General features: G+C 73.2%; 16 protein-coding genes. 10 read left to right on the plus strand and 6 right to left on the minus strand.

The genetic code is table 11. The features are described 5' to 3' along the window. Nucleotides 1–13 precede the first annotated feature (13 nt). Nucleotides 14–640, minus strand: coding sequence for a DUF6000 family protein (locus tag JE024_RS00425; RefSeq protein ID WP_205371637.1), 627 nt, complete (start codon nt 638–640; stop codon nt 14–16). Between the two features lie 219 nt (nt 641–859). Here JE024_RS00425 and JE024_RS00430 point away from each other — a divergent pair, with 219 nt between their 5' ends. The 8 genes from JE024_RS00430 to JE024_RS00465 all read left to right on the plus strand — a co-directional run bounded on the left by JE024_RS00430 (nt 860) and on the right by JE024_RS00465 (nt 11,586). Next, a complete protein-coding gene (locus JE024_RS00430; RefSeq protein WP_205371638.1) occupies nt 860–1,183 on the plus strand; it encodes a cupin domain-containing protein in 324 nt (107 codons plus the stop codon). Nucleotides 1,184–1,225: 42 nt separating this feature from the next. Continuing rightward, nucleotides 1,226–1,441 (plus strand): hypothetical protein, encoded by a 216-nt coding sequence (locus JE024_RS00435; RefSeq protein WP_205371639.1) that lies wholly within the window; start codon nt 1,226–1,228, stop codon nt 1,439–1,441. 667 nt (nt 1,442–2,108) lie between these two features. Continuing rightward, nucleotides 2,109–3,383 (plus strand): MFS transporter, encoded by a 1,275-nt coding sequence (locus JE024_RS00440; protein WP_205371640.1) that lies wholly within the window; start codon nt 2,109–2,111, stop codon nt 3,381–3,383. Next, entirely contained in the window at nt 3,380–5,209 is a 1,830-nt protein-coding gene (locus tag JE024_RS00445) for a S9 family peptidase (RefSeq protein ID WP_205371641.1), read from the plus strand. The genes JE024_RS00440 and JE024_RS00445 overlap by 4 nt, the downstream gene beginning before the upstream one ends. 367 nt (nt 5,210–5,576) lie before the next feature. After that, entirely contained in the window at nt 5,577–7,478 is a 1,902-nt protein-coding gene (locus tag JE024_RS00450; RefSeq protein ID WP_205371642.1) for a RiPP maturation radical SAM C-methyltransferase, read from the plus strand. Nucleotides 7,479–7,510: 32 nt separating this feature from the next. Continuing rightward, the gene (locus JE024_RS00455; RefSeq protein ID WP_205371643.1) at nt 7,511–8,170 is read left to right on the plus strand and encodes a DUF5825 family protein; all 660 of its coding nucleotides are present in this window, start codon (nt 7,511–7,513) and stop codon (nt 8,168–8,170) included. Between the two features lie 242 nt (nt 8,171–8,412). Next, on the plus strand, nt 8,413–9,528 hold the full coding sequence (locus JE024_RS00460; RefSeq protein WP_244882467.1) for a M23 family metallopeptidase: 1,116 nt from the start codon (nt 8,413–8,415) through the stop codon (nt 9,526–9,528). Between the two features lie 198 nt (nt 9,529–9,726). After that, on the plus strand, nt 9,727–11,586 hold the full coding sequence (locus JE024_RS00465; RefSeq protein ID WP_205371644.1) for an eCIS core domain-containing protein: 1,860 nt from the start codon (nt 9,727–9,729) through the stop codon (nt 11,584–11,586). 57 nt (nt 11,587–11,643) lie between these two features. On the opposite strand, the gene JE024_RS00470 is transcribed toward JE024_RS00465, so the two are convergent. Beyond that, nucleotides 11,644–13,725, minus strand: coding sequence for an AAA family ATPase (locus JE024_RS00470; protein ID WP_507232742.1), 2,082 nt, complete (start codon nt 13,723–13,725; stop codon nt 11,644–11,646). A gap of 397 nt (nt 13,726–14,122) precedes the next feature. Here JE024_RS00470 and JE024_RS00475 point away from each other — a divergent pair, with 397 nt between their 5' ends. After that, nucleotides 14,123–16,426: an FG-GAP repeat domain-containing protein gene (locus JE024_RS00475; protein WP_205371646.1), complete on the plus strand. Its 2,304-nt coding sequence runs from the start codon at nt 14,123–14,125 to the stop codon at nt 16,424–16,426. Between the two features lie 140 nt (nt 16,427–16,566). Here the strand turns inward: JE024_RS00475 and JE024_RS00480 are convergent, their stop codons facing one another. Further along, nucleotides 16,567–17,406 carry an ATP-grasp domain-containing protein gene (locus tag JE024_RS00480; protein WP_205371647.1) on the minus strand — a complete coding sequence of 280 codons (840 nt, stop codon included), beginning with the start codon at nt 17,404–17,406 and terminating at the stop codon, nt 16,567–16,569. A gap of 178 nt (nt 17,407–17,584) precedes the next feature. Between JE024_RS00480 and JE024_RS00485 the strand changes: the two genes are divergently transcribed. Further along, complete coding sequence (locus JE024_RS00485) at nt 17,585–17,761, plus strand: hypothetical protein (protein ID WP_205371648.1); 177 nt, start codon at nt 17,585–17,587, stop codon at nt 17,759–17,761. 48 nt (nt 17,762–17,809) lie between these two features. Here the strand turns inward: JE024_RS00485 and JE024_RS00490 are convergent, their stop codons facing one another. From JE024_RS00490 to JE024_RS00500, 3 genes are all read right to left on the minus strand, one after another. Next, entirely contained in the window at nt 17,810–18,334 is a 525-nt protein-coding gene (locus JE024_RS00490) for a GNAT family N-acetyltransferase (RefSeq protein WP_205371649.1), read from the minus strand. Between the two features lie 236 nt (nt 18,335–18,570). Continuing rightward, nucleotides 18,571–19,107: a YrhB domain-containing protein gene (locus JE024_RS00495; RefSeq protein WP_205371650.1), complete on the minus strand. Its 537-nt coding sequence runs from the start codon at nt 19,105–19,107 to the stop codon at nt 18,571–18,573. A gap of 560 nt (nt 19,108–19,667) precedes the next feature. Continuing rightward, entirely contained in the window at nt 19,668–23,141 is a 3,474-nt protein-coding gene (locus tag JE024_RS00500) for a HelD family protein (RefSeq protein ID WP_205371651.1), read from the minus strand. Nucleotides 23,142–23,177 lie beyond the last annotated feature (36 nt).

Raw genomic sequence — 23,177 nt, forward strand, 5'->3', positions numbered from 1 at the left:
TGCGGGGCCGGTGTCATCGTTCCTCGCCCGGGAGGTGCCGGGCGCTCTCGTCCACGAAGGCGCAGAGCTCCCCGACGGCCCCGCGGTAGTTGTCCGGCGTGGTGTGGTGCTCCTTGCGGGGCGGGCCGTCGATCCACTGCGGCCAGAGGCCGCCGGGGGCCGTGAACCGTGCCGCCTGCTCGGTGCCGAGTCGCTCGTCGATGTGGAGGAGCGCGCCCAGCGCGGCCGGCTGGTCGTAGTAGAGGTCGGGGCGCCGCAGGTAGTGATCGAGGTAGGCCGCCAGCAGGTCCGCGTCGGCGGTGGTCGCGAAGGTGGCGAGGGTGACGCAGTACGCCGTGCCCGCGTGGCCGACTTCGCTGGCGAGCAGCATCTCGCCGAGGAGTCCGCGGAACTCCGTTCTCCGGGCGACGGCGATGAACCAGGCCGCGGTCTTGCGTTCGCGCCAGCCGCCTTCGAGCAGGAGCGTGAGTTCGCGGGGCGTGATGGCGGCGGCGTCCTCGCCGAGCTCCCTGACGAACGTGGCCCGTTCGGGCTCGGTCATGCGGGCCAGCGGGCCGCCCAGTTTGAGGTAGCGCCTGCCGGGCGTGACGAAGCGGCGGACGACGGCGTGCAGCTCAGGGTCCTCGTGGGCGTGGCGCATGGGCCGCATCCTGTACCGGGGCCCGCAGATTCACCAGCGGTTTTCCCCGCGGCGAGCGTGGGGCGCCGGGCGGCGCGGATCACGCGGGCGTCGCCGGCCCGCCCCGCCACCACGGCGTGCGCCGCGAGCTGCGTGCGGCGCTCGACGAAGAACGGCGGTGCCGTCGCGTACAGCTCGTCCAGCGGGTCCCCGTGGTGCGGCCCCTGTTCGCCGGCTCCCATGACGGTCCGCTCCCCTCGCGAGAGTCCTCGGAGCAGCGGGCGGACGGCCGGGCCCCGTACGGCCGGAGCGGCCGGCTCCGAGGACGGTCGCCGGATCAGGGGCGTCTGGCAGATCACCCCGGGGGTCGTCACCGACACCGAGGCCGACGAACTCTTCGTCGTCCTCAGCGGATCGGCGACCATCGAGGTGGAGGGCGGAACGGCGTTCACCGTCGGCCCCGGGGACATGGCCGTCCTGCGGGCGGGCGACCGCACGACGTGGACGGTCCACGAGACGCTGCGCAAGGTGTACGCGATCACCACCCCTGTCGAGGATTCGTGAAAACCGCCGTCGGGCCGCCGAGGGCAGTGCTACCAAGCAGGTATGGCATTCACCTACCGCACGAAGGACGGCCACACCGTCCGCTTCGGAAGCACGGTGTGGGCGATCAACGGCACGGGTCCCTTCACGCTCACGAGGCCCGACTCCGCCCCGCCGGACTGGGTCCACATGGTGAGCGCGGACGGGCAGGACATACGGCTGCACGCTCCGGAGGACGTCACCCTCTACTACAACCTGGTCCGGCGGGTCGAGGTCTGAGCGGCGGACCCGGCCGCCCGGGTCCGCCGCAGGGCCCCGGCCGGCGCCGGGCGGGGCCGCACAGCGCGTCTATCGGCTCACGACGGAACGCGCGACGAGGAATCCCACGCCGTCGACCTGGTCAGCCCCCGCGGGTCGGGGCCTTCGCCACCCGGCTCGGTCCATGATCAGAAGATCCTGACGAGACCTGCCGCAGCAGCACATGCGGCCTCCGTCGCGATGCCGGCCGCGGCCCCACCGCGCAAACGGAAGGGGACTCTGTTACTCCGTGAGGCGCGGGCGTACCCGCCCGCGGTGGCCGCCGCGGGCGGGTACGGACCCCCGCGCGGCGGCGGCCGGGGGCATCCGGCCAGGCACGATCACCCGCGGGAGCAGCGGCCGGTGCCCGCCGGGACGTGCCGGCGGGCGACCGCGGCGCGGCCCGCCGTTCGCACGCTCGCGCCCGTTCCGGAATTTCCGGCCGGGCGATGCGGCACGGCAGCGCCAGGCACCTGTCACCGGGCATTGGCGGGGCCTTTTCTTGATCGAGAACGCCATTCCAGGGACGGTATTGTGCCCCGAGAATCCCTTCGCTACGATCGCAACCCTCACCGGCCGTAAGTCCGCTCATTGCAGGGGGCGATGTGGGTGCGTCAGCGTCAGAATTACTCCCCGAGCGGGATTCTTGATGGGCGAGGCCGAGGGGAAATCCGCGTCTTCCGGCCCTGAATTAGCAGAAGACGAGCGATTATCGAAAGACTCGCCTTCTTCTCCTTTCCGAAGACGGGATTTCTCGCTCTTCTGGGCGGCGGGCGCCATCGACGGTCTCGGGACCTGTGCGTCGTCGCTCTTCCTTCCGCTGATCCTCCTGGGCGCCGGATACTCGTCCGGGCTCGCCGGCCTCGTCGCCTCGGTGGCCCTGGTCAGCGGGCTCGTCGTCTCGCCGATCGCGGGCGTGTTCGCCGACCGGTTGCCGCGCAAGCCGATGATGTACACGGCGGCCCTGGTCGCCGCGGGCGCCACGGGCACGGTGTTCGTGACGGTGGCACTCGGCCATGTCGTCCTCGTCCACGTCCTCGTCGCGGCCGTCGTCGAGCAGGCGGCGAGCGCCACCTACGGGGCGGCCGCCTCCGGGACGATCCGGCGGCTCGTGCCTCCCGGGGAGTACCCCCGGGCGATCGGGTACCTCCAGGCGCGGGACCAGGCGGTGCAGATCGTCGGGCCGACGCTGGGCGGCGTGCTCTACCAGATGGCGCGGTGGGTGCCGCTGCTCGCGGACGCGGTGTCGTTCCTGCTGGTGGCCGTGCTGAGCCGGGCGATCCGCGCGGACCTGACGCCCGAACGGGAGGGGCCCGCGGCGTCCTTCACCCGTGAGCTCGCCGAGGGCCTGCGCTTCGTGTGGGCGGAGCCGTTCCTGCGCTTCGTGGTCGTGTGGACGGCCGGGATCAACGCCCTGCTGGGAGCGCTGTACTTCCACGCGGTCTTCGCCTCGCACGCCGAGGGCGCGAGCCCTTCCTCGATCGGTCTCATCCTCACCCTCGCGGGCGTCGGCGGGCTGCTGGGCGCGCTCGCCGCGCCCTGGCTGGTGCGGCGGCTGCCGGCCACCCGGATCGTCACGGGCGCCTCGTGGGCCATGGTGCCGACGGCGGCCGGGCTCGCCTTCGCCTCCCAGACCTGGGCCTACGGGCTGCTGCTGAGCGGGGTGTCGCTGATCGTGCCGTCGGTGGCGGTCGTGCTCCAGACCCGGGCGGTGCTGGTGACCCCCGACCGTCTGCTGGCCCGGATGGGCACGGTGCTGGGCACCGCAGGCCAGGGCGTCGCCGTGCTCGCCCCGGTGCTGGCCGGGGTGCTGGTGGCTGCGTACGGGGGCCGCTCGGTGGCGCTGGGCTGCGCCGGCGCGTTCGCCGGGCTGGCCCTGTACGCGACGGCCAGGTCCGCACTCGTCGTCCGGGAGGCGCCGTGACACCGCCGGCGCCGAGAACGGCGACCCGCACCTACGGCGTCTACCGCCCGGTGCTGCCGGTGACCAGCCCCCGCAACCCGGAACGGATGGTGTACACGGGGGACGCCGACGGCCGGTGCGAGATCTTCACCTGGGACCGGTCCAGCGGCAGCGGACGGCAGTTGACGGACCGTCCGCACGGCACGCTGCTGTGCGACATCGACGGCGACGAGGCCGTGTGGTGGTTCGACGAGGACCGCGGCGGCAGCGGCGTCTGGCGCACCCAGGACTTCGACGGCGGCCCGGACCGTACGGCGCTGGCCGGGGTGCCGGCCGGGCGGCCCGCCGGGCTGGCGCTGACGGAACGCGGCACGGTGGCCGTCGGGATCCGCGGTGCCGGGGGATTCAGCGTGCACCTGGGGCGGCGCGGCGGCAGGGGCACCCCCGTCCTGCGCACGACGGACTCCGCCACCCTGTGCGATCTGGCGCCGGACGGCGGACTGCTGGCGGTGTCCGGGCCCGCGCACTCCGCCCGAGCCGTGACGCTGCTGACCCCGGACGGTGCCACCGCCGCGGTGCTCTCCGGCACCGCGGAACGCACCTGGGCGCTCGGTTTCGCACCCGCTGCCGCGTCGGCCTCCGGCCTCGGCGGTACGTCCGGCCGCACGCTGCTGCTGGTCATGCGCGAGCGGGCCGGGCGCTACCACCTGGGGGTCTGGACCCCGGGCGGCGGACTGGAGCTGCTGCCCTGGTGCTCGTTCGACACCGAGACGACCGCCCGCTGGTACCCCGGCCCGGGGAGTGCGCGGGTCCTGCTGCGGCAGGACCGGCACGGCCGCAGCAGGCTGTTCACCGCCGACCTGGACCGCGGCGAGCTGACCCGGGTGCCCACCCCCGAGGGCAGCATCCTGGCCGCGTCGCCCGCCGCCGGCGGCGACGTGCACCTCATCTGGACCGACGCGGTGAACGTGCCCCGCGCGATGTCCCTGTCGGGTGCGTCGCTGCCGGGGCAGAGCGAGTGGCGCCTCCCCCGGTTCGGCCACCGCCGGGACCTGTGGACCCCGGGGCCCGACGGGCCCGTGCACACCTTCGTCACCACGCCCTCGGACCGCCCCGCGCCGCACCCGCTGGTGCTGCTCGTGCACGGCGGCCCGGCCGACCACGACCGCGACGCCTACGACCCGATGGTGCAGGCCCTCGTCGGCTCGGGGTACGCCGTGGCCCGCGTCAACTACCGGGGCTCGACCGGCTACGGGCCGCGCTGGCGCTCCGCCTGGTCCGAGGGCGTCGGCCACACGCAGGTCGCCGACCTGGTGCGGGCCCGCGCCGACCTGCTGGACCGGGGCATCGGCCGAGCGGGCGCCGTGGGCCTGTGCGGCACCTCGTGGGGCGGTTATCTGACGCTGCTGGCCATGGGCACCCGTCCCGGCCTGTGGGACGTCGGGGTGGCCGTCAAGCCGCTCGCCGACTGCGCCACCGCCTTCCGGCACTCCACGCCCGCCCTCCAGGCGCTGGACACCTCGCTGTTCGGCGGCACTCCGGACGAGGTGCCCGACGCCTACGCGCACGCCTCCCCGTCCTCGTACGCCGCCGCGATCCGCTCCCCGCTGCTGGTCGTCGCCGCGCGGCGGGACGCCAAGTGCCCGCCGGAGCAGATCGAGGCGTACCTGGCCGTGCTGCGCGCGGGCGGTGTCCCCCACGAGGTGATGTGGCTGGACTCGGGCCACGACGGCTACGACGGAGCCGACCACCTGGCCGTCATACGGCGGTCCCTCCAGTTTCTCGGCGGCGGGCTGCCTTCCGCGCCCGATCAGGCCGAGCCGCCCCCACCCCCGGAGAGGAGGTGAACATCATGCAGAAGGACATCATCCACGGCGACCCGCTCGACGGCGACGAGGAGAGCCGCAAGCCCGGCGTCGGCGTCGTCGTCTACCTCCGCTCCGCGGAGGAGATGGAGGACGAGGACAAGTAGCGGCCAGGGCCTTTCGTCCGGATCAGGGCACGCGAGCCCGCCGGGATCCGCACGCGAGGCCCCAGGGGCCGGTCCGCATCCGTGCGCGGCCGGCCCCCATCCGGACGGAATCCCGGCCGGACTCCCGGCCGGCGTCCGGTCACGGGGGTCGTCGGGCGCCCTGCCCGGCGCCCGGCGACTTCCCGGCCGATGCCCGACCGACACGTCATTCCGTGCACTGATCACATGAGAAGAGGCGAGCCGTGCGCGTACTCCTGGTGAACATGCCCTGGGCCCCGATCGATCTCCCGTCGCTGGCTCTCGGAATTCTCAAGCGCAGTGTCGACGAGCGCGTGCCGAACGCCACGGCGGACGTTCTGCACGCGAATATTGAATACGTGGACTGGATCACCAGGAACACGGAATTCACTTTGGAGGACTACTCCTACTACGCGCTCGGCTCCTATTTTCTGGGATGCGGCGACTGGGTCTTCTCCTCCGCGCTCTACGACGATCCCGCATGGCGTGTGCCCGAGTTCACCGAGGCGATGGCCAACCGGGTGCGCGGGGCCCGCATGGAGATGACACAGGCACTGCACGTCACCGCGCCCGACTTCGTCCGGCACATCGCGGAACGCATCGTGGAACTCGCCCCGGACGTCGTCGGGTTCACCTCGACGTTCCAGCAGAACACCGCGGCCCTGGCGGCCGCCAAGTACGTCAAGCGGCTCGCGCCGCACATCGTGACGGCCATGGGCGGCGCCAACTGCGACGGCAAGCAGGGCGAGGCCGTACACCGCAACTTCCCCTTCGTCGACCATGTGCTGCGCGGCGAGGGCGAGGTCTCGTTCCCCGCGCTGGTCAGGGCACTGGACGCCGGTGAGCCGCTGTCGGAGATCCCCGGGCTGTGCTGGCGCGACACGGACGGCACCTCCGTGGTGAACGCCATGAACACCAAGCCGCTGCCGCCCGCCGCCATCCTGCCGCCGGACTACGCCGGGTACTTCGAGCGGCTCGCCTCCTCCCACGCCCGGAACTGGGTCGAGCCGAAGCTGGTCGTCGAGGGCGCGCGGGGCTGCTGGTGGGGCGAGAAGCACCACTGCACCTTCTGCGGGCTGAACGGCTCGTTCATGGAGTTCCGCAGCAAGAGCCCCGACGTGTTCTACGACGAGATCATGGAACTGGCGCGCAGGCACCGGGTCCTGGACATGTACGTCGTGGACAACATTCTGGACATGGGGTACGTGAAGTCGGTGCTGCCCCGCATCATCGACAGCGGGTACGACCTGCGGATGCACATCGAGATCAAGTCCAACATGCGGCGGGGACAGCTCCAGACGCTGGCGGACGCGGGGCTGATCTTCGTCCAGCCGGGCATCGAGAGTCTCAACAGCCGGGTGCTGACCCTGATGGACAAGGGTGTGACCGGCGGCCAGAACGTGCGGATGCTCCGCGACGCGGCCACCGTCGGCCTCTCGGTCGCCTGGAACTACCTGCACGGCTTCCCGGGCGAGGACACCGAGGACTACGACGACGTGGTGGACCAGCTCGCCGCGCTGGAGCACCTGAACCCGCCCGTGGGCCCCTCCTCCCGGATCGCGATCGAGCGGTTCAGCCCGTACTTCAACGACCCCGGCCTCGGCTTCTCCGAGCTGCGCCCCGCCGAGCCGTACCGGCTCACCTACGACCTCCCCGACGCCGAGATGTTCGACCTGGCGTACGTCTTCGACGTACCGCCCCGGGGAATCGGCGAGGACGTCGTCGCCCGGCTCGACGAGGGCATCGGGCACTGGAAGCGGAACTACGCCGGCAGCCGCCTCACCCACTGCGACCTGGAGGACCGGATCGTCCTGGTCAGCAGGCGACGGGCCTTCGACTGGACGCGCCTGGAGCTGACCGACCCGGGCGAACTGGCCCTGTTCCGGCTGCTCGACCAGCCGCACACGGTGAAGGCGGCCGCGCGCAAGCTGGAGGCGGACCACCACTTCGGCGAGGCCGCCCTGCTCGGGGTCCTGAAGCGGTGGCGGGAGCTCGGCATCGTCTTCGAGGACAGCGGGCAGTTCGTGCAGATCGCGCCGCCGGCCCTGAACGAGGAGTTCCTGCGGATCGACTTCATGCGGCACACCGCCGCCCGCGAGGCCGAACTCGCCCCGACGACCGTCTGACGACCGCGCGACCGCCCGACCGAGGGACGACGATGACTCCTGTTCTCACCGGCACCGCCCCCTTCACCGTGACCGCCTCACGGGACTACGACCCCGAGGTGGGCACCCTGCCCGCCATGTCCCTGGGCCGCTTCGAGATCGACATGTCCGGCGGCGAGGCCGCCCGGCGGCTGTTCGCCGCCGGGGCCCGGCACGTCACCCTGCCCCGCCCCGTGGACCTGACGGACACCGCCGACGCGGCCTGGACGGTCAGGGCGCTGAGCTTCGTGGGCGACCTCTCCAGCCTGGCCGTCTCGGTCGACTGGCAGATCCACACCGGCTCCGACCCGGACGCCTGGCGCCACTTCGGGCACCTCCACCCCCCGACCGCCGTCCTCGGCACCGCGGACCCGGTGGCGACGGCGCTCGCCTGGCGCACCACGTACTACATCTGCAAGTGCATCTTCCGGTACGGCCCCGGGTTCATCCAGGTCCGCGACCGGCGCTACGGGGAGCTGCGCCGCTTCACCATCGACGAACCGGAGTGCCACGAGGCCGTCGCGGCCCTCACCGACGGCGCGACCGTCGACGCGATCGGGCGTCCGATCCTGGACGACCTCATGGCGGAGACCCTCGTCCTGCGCTTCGGCGACCACCTGTGGTGGGCGCCGTACCGGGTGCGCCGCTGGTCGGAGGCACCGCTGGTGATCTGAGCCGGTGATCGCCGAGGCCCCGCGGAGAGTCGTCCCGCGGGGCCTCGGGCATGTCCGCTCCCGGGTCGCGCACGGTCCGGGTGCCCGGCGGCGCACGGTTCTCCGGCGGCGTGCGGGAGTGCCCCGCTCCCCCGTCATTGGGTCGACAAATGGCGGAACCCAGGCCTGGTTGACGCGCGTTGACAAGCGGCACCACACTCGCGCAGGTACATGACAAACGACTCGCGAGAGGGGCACCGCCCGTGTCGTCCAGACCGTCCGTCCTCACGTACGTGAAACTCGCCGCCACCGCCTTCGCCGTCACCGGACTGCTCGCCGCCGCACCCCCGACGGCGACGGACTCCCCGCCCCGGGCCGCCGCGGCCGTCACCGGGTCGCCGTCCGCCGAGGCCGTCACCGGGTCCCCGTCCGCCGGGGTGGCCGTGAAGATGCCGGCCGCCGTCGCCGACCGCCTCGGCACCGACCGCGGGGCGCTGCTGGACGCCGTCTCCGCGGACGTCCTCGCGCGGTCCCACGACGCCCGGGGTCTCGCCCCGAAGGCCGCCGTCGGCAGACTCGCCGCGGAGGGCCGCAAGGTGGTCGTCGACGTCCGCGAGGTGTCGGGCGACTGGGCCCGCGGCGTCGCCTACGTCGAGGCGTCACGCGCACGGCACGGCGAGCCGGAGGGCTGGCTCTACATCGCCCATCGCGAGGACGGGCGTTGGGTCCCGGGCCTCGAGGGCGACCGCGAGTTCGCCGAGCACGTGGCCCGTTCCCCGCTGGTCGGCACGGCGGAGCGGCGGACCATGACGGCGTACGCCGAACGCAAGGCGACCCCCGAAGCGCAGGTCGGGATCCTGGCCAACACCAACGGGCTGCTGCTGCCCTGGATGCCCGACTACTACATGACCGTGACCGGCGGCCCCCACTCCCACGACGGCGCGACCGGCTACTGGAGCGCCCTCGACTTCGCCGGCGGCAACGCCAGCGGTCTGGTGCGCTCGTCCCGTGAGGGCACGGCCACCTCGATGTGCGGTGCCGGCGGCGGCTGGACCAGGGTGATCCACCCCGGCGGCTTCTCCACGGACTACTACCACATGCGGAACACGACCTACTACAACGGGACGTCGATCGGGCGCAGCGCCCTGCTCGGCACCATCGGCACCGACACCTGCGCCGGCGGCTCCGCGACCGGCGCCCATGTGCACTGGAGCCTGCGCACCTACGACGCCAACTACAACGGCCAGTACACCTGGCTGAACGGCCGCACCATCGGCGGCTGGACGTGGTGGAACGGGTCCAGCCAGTACTCCGGGTGCGGCACCCGTCTCGGCGTCACCGCCTGCCCCGGCACGGCGATCTACAACCGCACCAGCTGAACGGTCCGGTCCGGCCGGCGGCGCAGCGGACGAGGTGAGTCCCGGCGCGCGGGCCGCGTGCACCCGGGGCACGGACCGGCCTCCCGCAGGCGCGAGGCCGGTTCTCCTGCCCCTGGTGTTGCCCTCCAGGCCCTTCCCCTGCGCGGGCGCGCCGGACCAGGGTCTCTTCGAGGCCGTACCACCGTCGAGGGAGCACTCATGCGTGCGCAGGGCACCGGCAAGGAGCAGGACGGCGGGACCGGACCGGCGGGACGCCGGCCGGCCCAGGTACCCGGGTGGGCCTCCCAGATCCTGACGCTCCAGCGGCTCGCCGGGAACGAGGCCCTCTCGCGCGCGGTCGCCGCCTCCCGGCACCGGCACGGGCCCGGCTGCGGACACGGGCAGCCCGCGGTGCAGCGCAGCGCGGATACCGACCGGCACCGGCACGGTCCCGGGTGCGGGCACACGCAGCCCGCGGTGCAGCGCAGCGCGGACACCGACCGGCATCAGCACGGTGCCGGATGCGGACACGAGGAGACGCCCGTGCAGCGCCGGGTGTCCCCCGGCGAAGCGATCTCCACTCCGGGCAGGCCGCTCCCCTCGCGCATCGTCGAGCGCCTGGAGCAGGAATACCCGATGAAGTTCGGCCATGTCCGTTTTCACGACAACGCCGTCGCGCAGCGTTCGGCGGCCGACCACGGTGCCGAGGTGTACACCACCGGCTCGCACATCGTCAGCAGCCGGTCGAGTCTCGACGACGAGACCATGTTCCACGAGGGCGGGCACGTCTGGCAGCAGGCCAACACGCAGGTGGCCGGCACCGACGACGGGACGGGGACGAAGGTCTCCAGTCCTCGCGACCCCTTCGAGGTCCAGGCGGCCGAGAACGGCCGGCGGATGAAGCTGGGGCAGGCCCCCGATCTGACGCTCCCCGGCGCTTCCGCCGCCGCGGGCGGTGTGCAGCGCGCGGTCGCGGCGCCCTCCGCACACGTCCAGCGAGCGCCGGGCAACACGGCCACCGCTCCCGCACCCGCGCCGCAGACCGGTCTGCCGCCGGACCTCAACGCGGCGCTCGGCAGGGAGATCCCGGACTACTGGAACACCCTGCAGTGGACGGACAGCGGCCGGGGCTACCACACGGCATCGCTGCACCCCGGGCACCCGGTGTGGACAGCCATCGAGAACTACGCCCGCCTCTCCCAGGAGCGCGCGCCCGTGACGGCGCCGAAGGCCGAGGCGACCCGGATGGCCGAGTCCCAGAAGCGGCTCAACGACCCGAACATCACCGATGAGCAGCGCGCGTCCCACACCCGCCGCCTCCAGGAGGGCAAGGCGGGCGGACCGCCGCCGCCCAGCAGCGCCCTGATGGACATCGTGGAGATCGTCGTCTGCGCCAACCCCACACTGTGGGAGAAGTACACGACGAACCGGCAGATGTACCACCAGTCGCTGATCTCGCACAAGAAGCAGGGCCTGGAGGCGTCCGGCAAGGACCGCAGTGAGCGGATCCCCTGGTCCACCGGCGGCAGGCCCAACCTCGGCGGAGCGGCGTCAACGTCGATCCAGCCGGGCTACCCCCGCCCCGACCAGCTGCCGCCCAGCGTGGCGCAGGACGCCGGCGAGGCGTTCTTCTGGCACGGCACCAGCCCCCAGGTCATGGACCTGATCGACGAGAACGGCCCGAGGCCCGATCTGGGCCGCAACAAGGGCACCGCGGACAAGCCGCAGTACGGGGTGCTGGGCCAGGGCACCTATGTCGCCGACAACGCCTCCAAGGCACAGACGTACTTCGCCTGCCCCCAGTGCGAGGACCCCGAGTGCACGGACGCGACGCACCCGCCGCGGCAGATGATGCTGATGCGAGGACTCATCGGCTCGCCCAACTTCGCGCACCTCGGGCAGAACCGGCGCGGCGAGGACCACAAGACGCTGAAGGACGGCAGCACCTCCGTGGTGAGCCCGGGCCTCAAGAAGAACCCGGCACGGCTCGGCGCGACCGGTACCAACGAGTTCCTCATCAAGGACAAGTCGCTGCTCTACCCCGAGATCCGGGTCCACTACCGGCGGTCCGCCTCCTGAGCCGCGCCGTCCCGCTGATCCGGCCGTGACGCCGGCGAGCGGCCGGGCCGGGCCGGGTCAGGCCGGCTCGACGGTGACGGTGCACAGGCGTTTGGTCGCCCGGGTCAGGGCGACGTACAAGTCCCTCTCCCCGCACGGGCGGGCGGTGCGGATCTCCTCCGGGTCCACGACGACGACACCGTCGAATTCGAGGCCGCGCGCTTCGGACGCCGGCACGACGCGTGCGTGCCGGGCGACGCCCCGGGCCGTCAGTTCGCCCACCGCGGTGTCCGCGCAGATCACTCCCAGAAGCTCGCCCGGGTGCGCGGCGCTCTGGGCGCGGAGTTCCCGGACGACGGCGGCGACCAGCCCGTCCGGGGATGCGGTCAGGGTGCGAGGGCGGTCACCGCTGCGCAGGGACCGGGTGGGCTTCTGGTCCGGAGCGATCCGTGCGAGCAGGTCCCGGACGCCCTCCAGGATCTGCTGCGTGGTGCGGTAGCTGACGGTGAGGTCGTGCAGGTCGAACCGCGGGCCGACGTGGGGGCCCAGTGCCTCCTTCCAGTCGCGTGCCGTGGCGGCCGGGCCCGACTGGGCGAAGTCACCCACCAGTGTCATCCCCCTGGCCGGACAGCGGCGGACGATCATCCGCCACTGCATGGCCGTCAGCTCCTGCGCCTCGTCGACGACGACGTGCCCGTACGTCCGCCGGGGAGGGCCGTCGACCAGGCTCGCCGCCTCGTCCAGCAACGGCACGTCGGCATCGGTCCACGGGGCGTCCGCACCGCGCAGCAGCAGGGACCGCTCCTGCGCGGTGAGGAGGGGCAGGCACACGGCGAGAGCGTCGGCGTCCGTCAGGAGCGCCTTCACGAGGTCACCGGGTGCCAGCCGCGGCCACAACGCCTCGACCGCCCGGTCGACGCCGGCGTCGTCGAGCAGATCGGCCCGGACGGCGTCCACGTCCAGCTCGTGGGCCGGGCCCGGGTCGGCCGCTCCTTCGGCGCGGCGCCGGTCGGCTCCCGTGAACCGGTCGAGGTCCAGGCCCGTCATCCTGGCGGCGTCGGCGTCGATCTGCTCCAGGACGTCGCCCATGTCCCGTCGCATCGCGGCGGTGACGGCGTCGACCAGGAGCTCCGTGAACACCTGGCGGGCGGGGTTGTGTCCCGGTACGGCCGCCACGGCGGCGTCGCGTGCCGCGGCGACCTCCACGTCGGACAGGCGGACCAGTTGCCGTCCGACGCGCACGGCGAAGTCACCGGCGGGGGCCTGGTGGCGGCGCAGCAGCGCGGCCAGGGCGTCGGCGAGGCCGGCGCCGCCCTTGAGCCGCGCCGTCCCGTACGGGTCCGCCGTGTCCGTGGGTACTCCGGCCAGTTCCCGGCAGGTCGTCAGGTCGACCTCGTTCTCCCCGAGGGAGGGAAGGACCTGGGAGATGTAGTCGAGGAAGCGGGCGTTCGGGCCCACCACCAGGACGCCCTCCTGCGCGGCGCGCGGGAACGCGTAGAGGACGTAGGCCGCCCGGTGCAGGGCGACCACCGTCTTCCCGGTGCCGGGTCCGCCCTGCACGACCGTCACACCGCGGTGGGCGGAGCGGACGATGGCGTCCTGTTCGGCCTGCAGCGTCGCGACGGCCGCGTGCATCCTGCCCGTACGCCGTGCCGACAGCGCCTCGGCCAACGGGCCGTCGCCGACGACGTCCTCGCCGGTCGGGGCCGTCCCGTCCAGCAGTTCGTCGCTCACCGAGACCACCGTGCGCTCCTCGACCCGCAGGTGCCGGCGCCGCCGCAGGTCCATCGGGTGGACCGGTGTCGCCTCGTAGAAGGGCCGCGCCGCGTGCGCGCGCCAGTCCACGAGCAGCGGCAGATCGTCCTCCTCCGTGTGCAGGCCGATCCGCCCGATGCGCAGGGCCGTGCCGTCCGTCCGGTCGATGCGCCCGAAGACCAGGCCTTTTTCCGCGCCCTCCAGCCGGCTGATTTCCCGGGACAGCCGCTCGGCTGCGTTTTCTCTCTCGTACGCCTCTCCGGCGCTTTCCGCCGGGGATTCCAGCACATTCGCCCGGTGTGCCCGCGCCGCGGAAATCCGCTCGGCGAGGAGGTCGTGCAACGCGGACACACAATGCCGCTCCAACGCAACCTGACGTGCAGCGGAACCGTTCGTGTCGGACAACGGGGGTTCCTTCGCATTCGGCAACAAGGGCTCCTTCGATTCGCGCCACACCCTACGATCGGAGCCCCCCGAAGGTAAGTCTTGACTTGCTTGTCGAGCCGTGGCCCCGTGACCGCGCCCATGACGTCCGAAAGCCTTTCCGCATTTCCTTCCGCTGTCGTCCGTGACGCGCATTGCGCGCCCGGTACCGGCGTGCCTCGGCGCGGGGCACGGCAGGCGCACCGCCGCCGGACGCCGAGGGCCCGCTCCCGCCCGGGGACGATGATCGCGATTGCTAGACTCCGCCTCTCTGCGGACGCCCGTCGCACAGCGGCTGGGGAGCCCTGACGGGCGTCTCGCGTGTTCACGGCACCTGCCCGCGTGCGCGGTGTGCCGCCAGGGGAGGGATCTCGTCAGCATGAGCAAGTCGCCCATGCCCGGTACGTCCGGCATGTTCACGAAGAGTACGTCCGGCCTGTCCGGGAAAGGCGCGTCCGGCATCTCCGGGAGACGGCTGACGACCGCCGTCGCCGTCGGTCTCGCGATGACGGCGGCGGTGCGGGACGCGGCGGCGGTGCGGGACGCGGCGGCGGGGGACGTGCTCCCCGTCGAGCCCGGCTCGGAGATCGTGAGCGCGGGAGCCACCGGGTTCCTGACCACGGACGCCGACGCCGACGTGCGCTGGACACGGTACGCGGACGGTTCGACCACCGAGTTCGGCCGGGACTACGGCCAGTTCACCGACACGCTGGGACACGGGTCGCTCTCCGACGTCGTGGTCACCGGCAACAGCAGCATGCCGGCCGGGTACACCCGGGTCACGCTCACCGACACGTCCCCGGGCGGTGCCGCTCCGTACTGGATCGACCTCCCGCGCACCGGGCCGTTCGCGTACACCTACCTCGGCGCCGTCGGTTCGACCGTGGTCGCGACGACGGCCGCGTCGGACACCGGCCGGGCCGTGCACCTGCTGTCCAGGACGGACGGCGTGCCGTCCGACCGCCGGGTGACCGGGCTGGACCCCGCCGCCTACGCCGTCGCCGCCACGGCGGCGGACCGGAACAGCGTCGTGCTGCGCTACCGCACCGGTACGGCCTACGAGGCCCCCGCCTTCCTGGCCGTGGTGGACCTGGCGACCGCCTCGGTCGTGGAGACCCACCCGCTGGGCGCGGACGGTTCCCCCGATTCCGTCGCCCTGTCCGCGACGCACCTTGCCTGGATCCACGGCGACGGAACGACCGGCAAGGGCGCGCTCTCGGTTGCCCGCCGGGGGCAGCAGGCCACGCGCACCGCGGTGAGCGGTGTCTACTCCCCGCGGGTCGGTCTGGCCGGCGACCAGGTCGTCTACGGCAACCCGACGCGGCTGATCCACGGCTCGGACGCCGCCACGATGGCGCTCCACACCGTGCCGGCGTCGGGCGGGACGCCCCGCAGGCTGCTGGACCACTTCACCTCTCTCGCGCCCGCGCCGGACGGGTCGCTTCTCGCCATGGGCGGGACGCTCGCCGGCGGTGAGGGCGTCCACCGGATCGAGGCCGGAGCCGGCGCCCCGCTCTCCGCCGTGCTCGTCGCCACCACAGGTGAGCCGACCGCGGTGAAGCTGCTCGGCCACAACGTGCCCGCGGTGGCCGACCTCGACCGCAACGGCGGCCGGCTGTGGCTGGAGTGGCGTCTGTCGCGTCTCAACGTCGAGATGACGGTGACCCTGCGCCACACCGCCACCGGCGCGACCGACACGGCCTGGCTCCACCCCGACAACGGGGACTCGCACGGCCCGCAGCGAGCCAACTACAGCTGGGACGGCATGATCGGGCCGAACCGCGCCGCCGCCCCCAACGGGGCCTGGACATGGGAGATGAAGGCCGTCCCGCTCAACGGGGTGGGCCCCGCCGTCGTCGCCACGGGCTCGTTCACGGTGACCCGGAAGCCCGCGCCCCACGACTTCAACGACAACGGCTCCCCCGACCTGCTGGCACGCGACACGGCCGGGCGGCTCTGGCGCGCCGACACCTCCTTCGACCCGATCAACCCCTGGCTCTCGGGGGCCGGGGAACCCGCCCTCGTCGGGGGCGGCTGGCAGATCTACAACCAGATCGAGGCGGCCGGCAACCTCGGCGGCTCCTCCGTGGGCGACCTCGTCGCCCGGGACGCGGCCGGAGTGCTGTGGCTGTACCAGGGCCGTGGCAACGGCACCTTCGCCGGCCGGGTCAGAGTGGGCGGCGGATGGGGCGCCTACACCCGTCTGGCCGGGGGCAGCGACCTCACGGGCGACGGCAGGGCCGACCTGGTGGCCACGGACAAGGCGGGCGCCCTGTGGCTCCACCAGGGCACCGGAAGCACGAGCGCCCCGTTCGCCGCACGCCGGAAGGTCGGTCTCGGCGGCTGGCAGGCGTTCAACCAGATCACCGCCGTGGGCAATGTCGCGGGCGGACCGGCCGGCGACCTCGTCGCCCGGGACACGGCCGGAGTGCTGTGGCTGTACCAGGGCCGCGGCGACGGCACGTTCACCACCCGGGTCAAGGTGGGCGGCGGATGGGGCGCCTACACCCATCTCGTCGGCATCGGCGACGGGAACCGTGACGGGCGAGCCGACCTGTGGGCGTCCTCACCTGACGGCGGGTCGTACTTCTACCAGGGCACCGGCAACGCGCGTGCGCCCTTCCGGGGCCGTACCGCCGGCACCGCGCTGTGGCCGACCTCCCCGTACAACCACGTGAGCTGAGACGGCGGCGCCCGGGCAACCACGTGAGCTGAGGCGCCGTGCCCGGGCCGAGCGCCGGCGCTCGGCCCGGGCACGGCCGCCATCCGCGCCGCGGCGCGGATGGCGGCCGCGGTCCCGCACGCCCCGTCGGGTCGACTCCGTCAGGTGGTGCGGGGCGGCGTGTCCAGGAACCGGTGCAGGGAGGCCGTCATGGCGGTCACGAAGTCGTCGCGGGTCCGCTCGGGTACCCGGTCGAGGGACAGGTAGGGATTGAGGTCCTCCAGTTCGACCAGGAGCAGTTCGCCTTCCCCGGTGCGGCAGGCGTCCACTCGCTGGATGCCGCGGTCGAGGGTGTTCCAGTCGATGAAGCGGTCCGCGAAGGCGAGGTCCGCCTCGGTCGGTTCGTACGGTTCGAGGACCCAGCGCCGGCCGGTGTCCGGGGCGTGGAGTGCGTACTGGAACGCGCCGTCGACGTACGTGAAGGAGACCTCGTAGCGGAAGTCGATGCGGGGCTGGACCAGGATGTCGCCGTAGGCGAGGCCGTCGAGCCGGTCCCGGGGCACGAAGCTCAGGCCGATGGAGTCGGCCCCGGCCTTCGGCTTGACCGCGTAGCTCTCCGCGCGGGGCAGCGCGGGAAGGTCCGCGAGGGCGTCGACGGTCGGGATCACGGGGTACCCCTCTGCCGTCAGATCCAGCAGGTACTGCTTGCCGGCCATGTCTCCCCGCCCGTTCAGCGGGTTGTAGACGCGCGTGCCCTGCGCGGCGGCCGTCGCCCGGAAGGCGTCGTACTGCTGCCGGTAGTGCAGGACCGGCCCGCTGTTGCGGACCACGACCGCGTCGAAGGAGGCCATCAGGGCCGCCGCGTCCAGGGGATGGCACAGGGCGATGTCGAAGGCGCCGCGCAGCCGCGAGGTCAGGAAGATGTCCTCGTCGCAGTAGCGGCGCCCCCGGGCCTGATAGGCGAGATCGGTCACGAACAGGACGCTGGGGCGCACGGCCACCGGGCGTCTCCTCTCGGGTCGGTGATGAACATGAGCATGCTGGCGAGCGGGCCGTCGGCGAGGGCGCTTGAAATCGAACTCATGTGCGGCAGAATGGAGTTCACCCGCCATCGGGGGCGCCGTTCACCAGGCTCCCGATGACGGGCTCCCTTCCCGTTCACCACCCCAGGAGACCGGCATGCCCGTGCGCCCGTCCACGCCGCCCCACCAGGCCGCCCCGTCACGCCGGCAGCCTCCCGCCACGCCCCTGCCGGACTTCCGGCACGTCTTCCTCGAACCGGTCTACGGCGAGGCCTACGAGGACGACCTCGCGGAGGCGGCGGACGGCCCGGACGAGGCGCACGCCCCGCAGTAGCCGCGCCTGGCGCGCGGACCGGGGCCGCTCTCTCCCGGGGGCGGGCGGCTACCGGCCGCCGGCCTCCGAAAGGTCCGTCCGCCACGCGTTGGAGCGGATGAAGTGCCCCTCGGGGTACTCGAACTCGCACTCCTCGACGAGTTCGAACCCCGCCTTCCGGCAGACCGCGTTCGACGCGGCGTGCTGAACGGAGGGGAACGCGTACAGGAACCGGTGCCTGCCGTCGGCCCTGGCCCGGCCGACGACCGCCGAGGTCGCCGCCACCGCCAGGCCGCGCCCCTGGAACTCCGGCAGGATCGCGTAGCCCGTCTCGTACGCCGGCCCGCCGCCCCACGCGTGATCCCAGAAGCCCGTCGACCCCACGGCCCGGCCCTCCGGCACCAGCACGATCCGGAACATGGTCCCGTTCGCCTCCGGATCGAGGTAACGCCGGTGCCGCCCGACGAGCCGCTCCTCGGGCTCCGGGCCCCCGAGATGTGCGGTCATCCCGGGGGTGTTGCACCGGCGGAGCAGGTCCAGATCACCCTCGGACCAGGGTTCGAGGCTCACTTGAGGAGCGTGGGTCGATGCCATGGCCGACACGATAGAGCCGACCTCCGACACCGGGGCCCGGGGCCGGACGGGGCCGTTCCGGAGTCGGGGAGGGGTGGAGGCGCCCTTGCCGACTGCCGACTGCTCTCCCGGACCGCCTCCACCACTGCCACGCGGCCCAGGAGCGCCCGCGTACGACCGACAGGGGTGCAAGCGCGGCGCATGGGCGAGTTCCGTCAGGACGGGCCGCCTCGCGGCACGCCTCCTCACCCGGGCCCTCACAGGAGGCGGATGAACTGCTCCACGGAGGCCGGTTCCGGAGGCGGCGGCAATGCGAGGTCCTGGCCGGACTCTTCACCGCGTTGCAGCGCCGAGACGAACGCGACCGCCTGCCGCAGATCCAGCGCAGGAAGCTCCCGGCGCAGCGCACGTATCGCGGCCAGGCGGCCGTGCGAGGCCAGCACACCGGCGACCTGCGCCCTGAGCGCAGCGTGAGGATCGTCCGGCACCTGTCCTCTGACGCGCCGTCGGTACTCGTCCCGCCAGGTGTCGAGCCGGAGAACCACGGCAGGGATCATGAAGACGCCGCCGCCCTCGCCGTCCACCAGGATGGGACCGCCGCCGACGATCGCGTGCCGGGAGTCGCCCGTCTCCACCCATGCCCGGGACCGCACGGTGACCAGCCAGCCGAACTCGTGGGCCTTCACTCCCGTCACCACCTCGGCAGGCAGGGGCCCTTCCGCGTACGCACTGCTCCGGTGCTCGTGCAGCAGCGCTTCCTCGGCCAGCGCGACGGCCCGCTCTCTCGTGATCACACCCCCATGGTCCCGTCCGCCGTGCCACCGGCGCAGGGCAGGTCGGTGTCCGGTCGGCGAGCGGGGCTCTCTCGACGGCGGGGTCCCCGGCGTCCCGCGCCGGTGGGACCGCGGAAGCCGGTCGTGCGACATCCCAACCTCTGGCCTTGCTCAAGCGGGCGGTGACGCGGGGGAAGGGTGGGGAGAGTTGCTTCGAACGAGAGAACGGGGCCGCGGTCGTCCGCGGCCGTCTCGACCGACGGGGGCAGCGATGGAACTGTGGTTGGTCATCGGGGGAATCGCGGCGGTCGTCGCCCTGTACGGAGGCGTGCAGTGGCGCATCGACGTGCGGCGCGAGCGGCAGCACGGGAGCGGCCACCACTGGAGGCAGCCGGTCGATCCCGCCGATCACGGAGGGGGCGCGTCCGGGCAGATGGGAGGGCTCGGGGGCGGAGGCGGAGGTGACGGGGGCTCAGCCTGAGACGGCGAGGACGCGGCGACGGGACGACGACGCCAGGGGGTCGTCCCGATCGCGGTCGGTCGGTCGGTCGGGCAGGGGCGGGTGGCCGCCGCGACTCCGGTCAGGCGCCCCCGGAGGAGCCGAACGCGACGGCCGCGTGCTCGCCGTCCCAGCCGGCGGGGGTGCGCCAGATGACGTTGACGCGGAACACGTCGCGGATCGTGTCAGCGGACCAGTCGTCGGCAGGCGGTTCGGAGAGCACGAGGTAGAGACCGTCGGCCGGGGCGGGCAGCGTGTGGTTGATCTCCAGCAGCCGGGTCGCGCCCGAGCGCAGGTCCGCGTAGGCGGAGCGGCCCGCGCCCAGAGCCTCGTACAGGAAGAGACCGTGCCGGGTGACGCAGCTGACGTCGACGACCGCCGAGTCGGCCGGCTGGAGGTCCGCCCAGAGAAGCGAGGACTTCAGCGCGTGACGGACCGCTTCGTGCTTCTTGCACGCACGGTCGGTGTCGGCGGCCGTCTCCAGCGCGCGGAGGAACCCGTCCATGGTGGTCGGCTCCGGTGGTGCGGTGGCGGTGGCGGTCGTGTCCGCGGCGGTCATCTGCTCTTCTTCCTTCTGATCGGGTTGCGCCGGCGTGCTGGGGACCGCGGTGTCGGAGCCGGGCGGCGTCGCCGTGCCGAAGCGCTCGTGGAGCACTCCCCTGGCTTCGGCGAGGGGCTCGGCCCAGCCGGAGGCCGCCAGCGCCTCGGCGAGCCGGCCCGCGTCGAAGGTGCCCTCCTTGAGCGCGCGGTTGACCGTCGCGGCGAGGTCGCGAAGTGCGCCGAGCCGTTCCCGGTCCGGATCGCCGAGCAGGTGGAGCACGGCGACCCAGTCGGCCTGGTCCCGCCGGAGGACGCGGTTGGCCATCCCCTGGAGTTCGGAGAGGCGGATGCGGGCGTCGGGAACGTCGCCGTCGCTCTCGGTCAGATCCGTCAGGACGTCGAGTGCCGCGGCGTAGCGCCCCGCCATCCGCTCCGAAACGGGCGACCGGCCGCGCTGGTCCGCGGTGAGCACCGTCTGGGTGGTCTCGTTGGCGAACACCCAGCAGTCCAGTTCCTCACCACGCCCTGGCGGCACCGATCCGTGGCGGACGGTGAGGACGAGCGGCCGGTCGATCACCGGCGACAGCGGCTTGACCTTGTAGCGGCCGCCGGGGGCCCGGTCCACGACTTCGACCCGGACATCGGTGCCGACCCGGGGAAGCCCTCCGGCCCCGCCGTCGTCCGGCCCCGGGTCGGGCACAGCAGGTGCCTGGGCGTCTTGGGCGCCGGTGAGTGCCGCGGGCAGCGGGGCGGTGTGCAGGACCGTCAGGCTCTGGGTGCTGCGGGTGAGGGCCACGTACAGCCGGCGCAGTCCGGCGGGCCCGCGGTCGGCGATCGCGGCGGGCTCGACGACCAGGACGTGGTCGTACTCCATGCCCTTGGCCTGCGCGGCGGACAGGACGGAGACGGTCTCGCCGTTCGGGCCGCCCGTCCCGGCGTCCTCGCCGATCCGGCGGCTGATCGCCTCCAGCCAGTCCGAGTCGTCGGGCACGATGACGGCCACGGAGCGGGGGGTGCTCCCGTCGCTGGTGCGACCGAGGCGCGCCACCTGGGCGACGGTGTCGTCGAGCAGCTTCCACGGCTCGGTGGCCACCGTCCGCACGGCGTCCGCACCCGCCTCCCGGACGGCCTGCGGATACGGCAGGGCCGGAGCGACCGTCCGTGCGAGCGGAGCCACGAACTCCATGATCTCGGCGGGGACCCGGTAGCTGGTGGTGAGCTGAGCCAGGCTCCAGTCGCCGTGGTCGGAGAGGAGGGCGCCGAGCAGGTCCCAGTCCGGCGGGATGTGGGCGCCGGTCGCCTGCGCGAGGTCGCCCAGGACGGTCATGGAACCGCCGGCGGCGCAGCGCCGCCGCAGGGAGCGGGCCTGCATGGGGGTGAGGTCCTGGGCCTCGTCGACGACGATGTGGCCGTAGCGCGGCGGGGTGTCGCCGCTGATCAGGACTCCGAGTTCTTCGAGGCAGACGTGGTCGTCGAGGGTCCACGCCTCGGCGTCGGCGCTGGCGGCGCGGGCTCGCAGCAGGGCCGCCTGTTCGTCCTCGTCGAGGATGCCGTCGGCGCATGCGCGGAGCAGGTCGGCGGAGTCGTAGAGGCTGCGCAGGGCTTCCCGGGGGCCGGGGGTGGGCCAGACGCGTTCGAGGAGGCGCTCGACCCGGCGGTTGCGTTCGAGGTCGCGGCGGATCGTGCCGCCCTGCCCGCGGCGCGGTGCGATGTCGGCGAGTTCCTGGAGGAGCCGGTCGACGAGGAGGCCGCGGAACCGGTCGCGGCGCTCCCGGAAGGGCCCGTCGCCGGTGCGGGCTCGTTCGAGGAGCGCGAGGACCTCGGACTTCGGCACCCGAAGCGTCGTACTGCCGGCGTTGACGACGATCCCGGGTTCGTCGCCCTCGAACGAGGGGGCGGCCGTGAGGGGATCGAGGGCCTCGGGGCGGAAGTCGCTCTCGACGCGCCGCCGCAGGACGGCAGCCATGCGCTCGTCCGACTTCACCGGACGCGCCTTCGGGGAGTCGGCGCCGAGGACCTCGCCCTCCCACAGGCGGTCCAGCTGGACCGCGTTGACGTCCCGCGTGCCGAGGGTGGGGAGGACCTGTCCGACGTAGTCGAGGAACCGCTGGTGGGGGCCGATGACGAGGATGTCCTGGGCCGTGAAGTGCTCGTTGTTGACGAGCCAGGTCACCCGGTGGAGGCCGACCGCCGACTTGCCGGTCCCGGGGCCGCCCTGTACGACCAGGATGTCCGAGGGCGAACCGGTGACCAACTCCATCTGGTCGCGGCGGATGGTTTCGACGATGTCCCGCATCCGGCCGCCGCGTGACCGCTGGAGCTCCCGCAGAAGAAAGTCGTCCGGCCGGAGCGGCTTCCGCCGCTGCCGCCGCACGACATCCCCCGGGGTGGGGGCCGGCGTCCGCTCCGGTGCGGGCACCGCCTCCGCCGCCTCCGCCGCCTCCGCCGCCTCCGCCTCCTCGGCCGCGTCGTCGCCGGGGGCCCGACTGGGCTCCGGCAGGACGGCGGGCCCGGTCAAGACGGGCACAGGCACGGGCACGGATCCGGGCAGGGGCACGGATCCGGGAGTGGCCGCCGGCGAGGAGATCTCGTCGAAGTAGCTCTCGACGATCCGCTGGGCGCAGCGGAGCTGCCGACGCAGGACCACCTCGCCCGGGTTCTCGGGCCGGGCCTCGATCCACTTCCTGGCCATGGGGCTGGTCCACAGCAGGACCACCGGGTCGTTCGCGCTGTCCTTCACACCCCGGCGGCCGATGTACCACGGCCGGGGCTCGTCGCCCGGGTCGTCCGGCGCGTCGACGCGGGAGAAGACCAGGGCTTCGTCACCCAGCCCTCCGTAGGCCTCGGCGCGCGCCTCCGCCTCGACCCTGTTGGCGATCCCGTCCTTGCCGCTCGCGGACGCGGTGGCTGCCGAAGAGCCGCTCAGTTCGGCCAGTTTCGTGGTGTAGCAGTCGTAGGCGTGGTCCACGGCCCGCTGTTCGCCGGCGAGGATCTCGTCCCCAGTGGTGGTGCTCATGTGCGTTCCTCCCTGCGGTGCCGGAGGCACCGCCAC

This window comes from Streptomyces zhihengii, assembly GCF_016919245.1.
Classification (GTDB): Bacteria; Actinomycetota; Actinomycetes; order Streptomycetales; family Streptomycetaceae; genus Streptomyces; species Streptomyces zhihengii.

Bases quoted from the DNA above. Each gene is read 5' to 3' on its own strand.
- JE024_RS00500 (WP_205371651.1), bottom strand. From the start codon at position 23,141: ATGAGCACCACCACTGGGGACGAGATCCTCGCCGGCGAACAGCGGGCC.
- JE024_RS00465 (WP_205371644.1), top strand. From the start codon at position 9,727: ATGCGTGCGCAGGGCACCGGCAAGGAGCAGGACGGCGGGACCGGACCG.
- JE024_RS00430 (WP_205371638.1), top strand. From the start codon at position 860: ATGACGGTCCGCTCCCCTCGCGAGAGTCCTCGGAGCAGCGGGCGGACG.
- JE024_RS00485 (WP_205371648.1), top strand. From the start codon at position 17,585: ATGCCCGTGCGCCCGTCCACGCCGCCCCACCAGGCCGCCCCGTCACGC.
- JE024_RS00455 (WP_205371643.1), top strand. From the start codon at position 7,511: ATGACTCCTGTTCTCACCGGCACCGCCCCCTTCACCGTGACCGCCTCA.
- JE024_RS00435 (WP_205371639.1), top strand. From the start codon at position 1,226: ATGGCATTCACCTACCGCACGAAGGACGGCCACACCGTCCGCTTCGGA.
- JE024_RS00440 (WP_205371640.1), top strand. From the start codon at position 2,109: ATGGGCGAGGCCGAGGGGAAATCCGCGTCTTCCGGCCCTGAATTAGCA.
- JE024_RS00425 (WP_205371637.1), bottom strand. From the start codon at position 640: ATGCGCCACGCCCACGAGGACCCTGAGCTGCACGCCGTCGTCCGCCGC.
- JE024_RS00475 (WP_205371646.1), top strand. From the start codon at position 14,123: ATGAGCAAGTCGCCCATGCCCGGTACGTCCGGCATGTTCACGAAGAGT.
- JE024_RS00490 (WP_205371649.1), bottom strand. From the start codon at position 18,334: ATGGCATCGACCCACGCTCCTCAAGTGAGCCTCGAACCCTGGTCCGAG.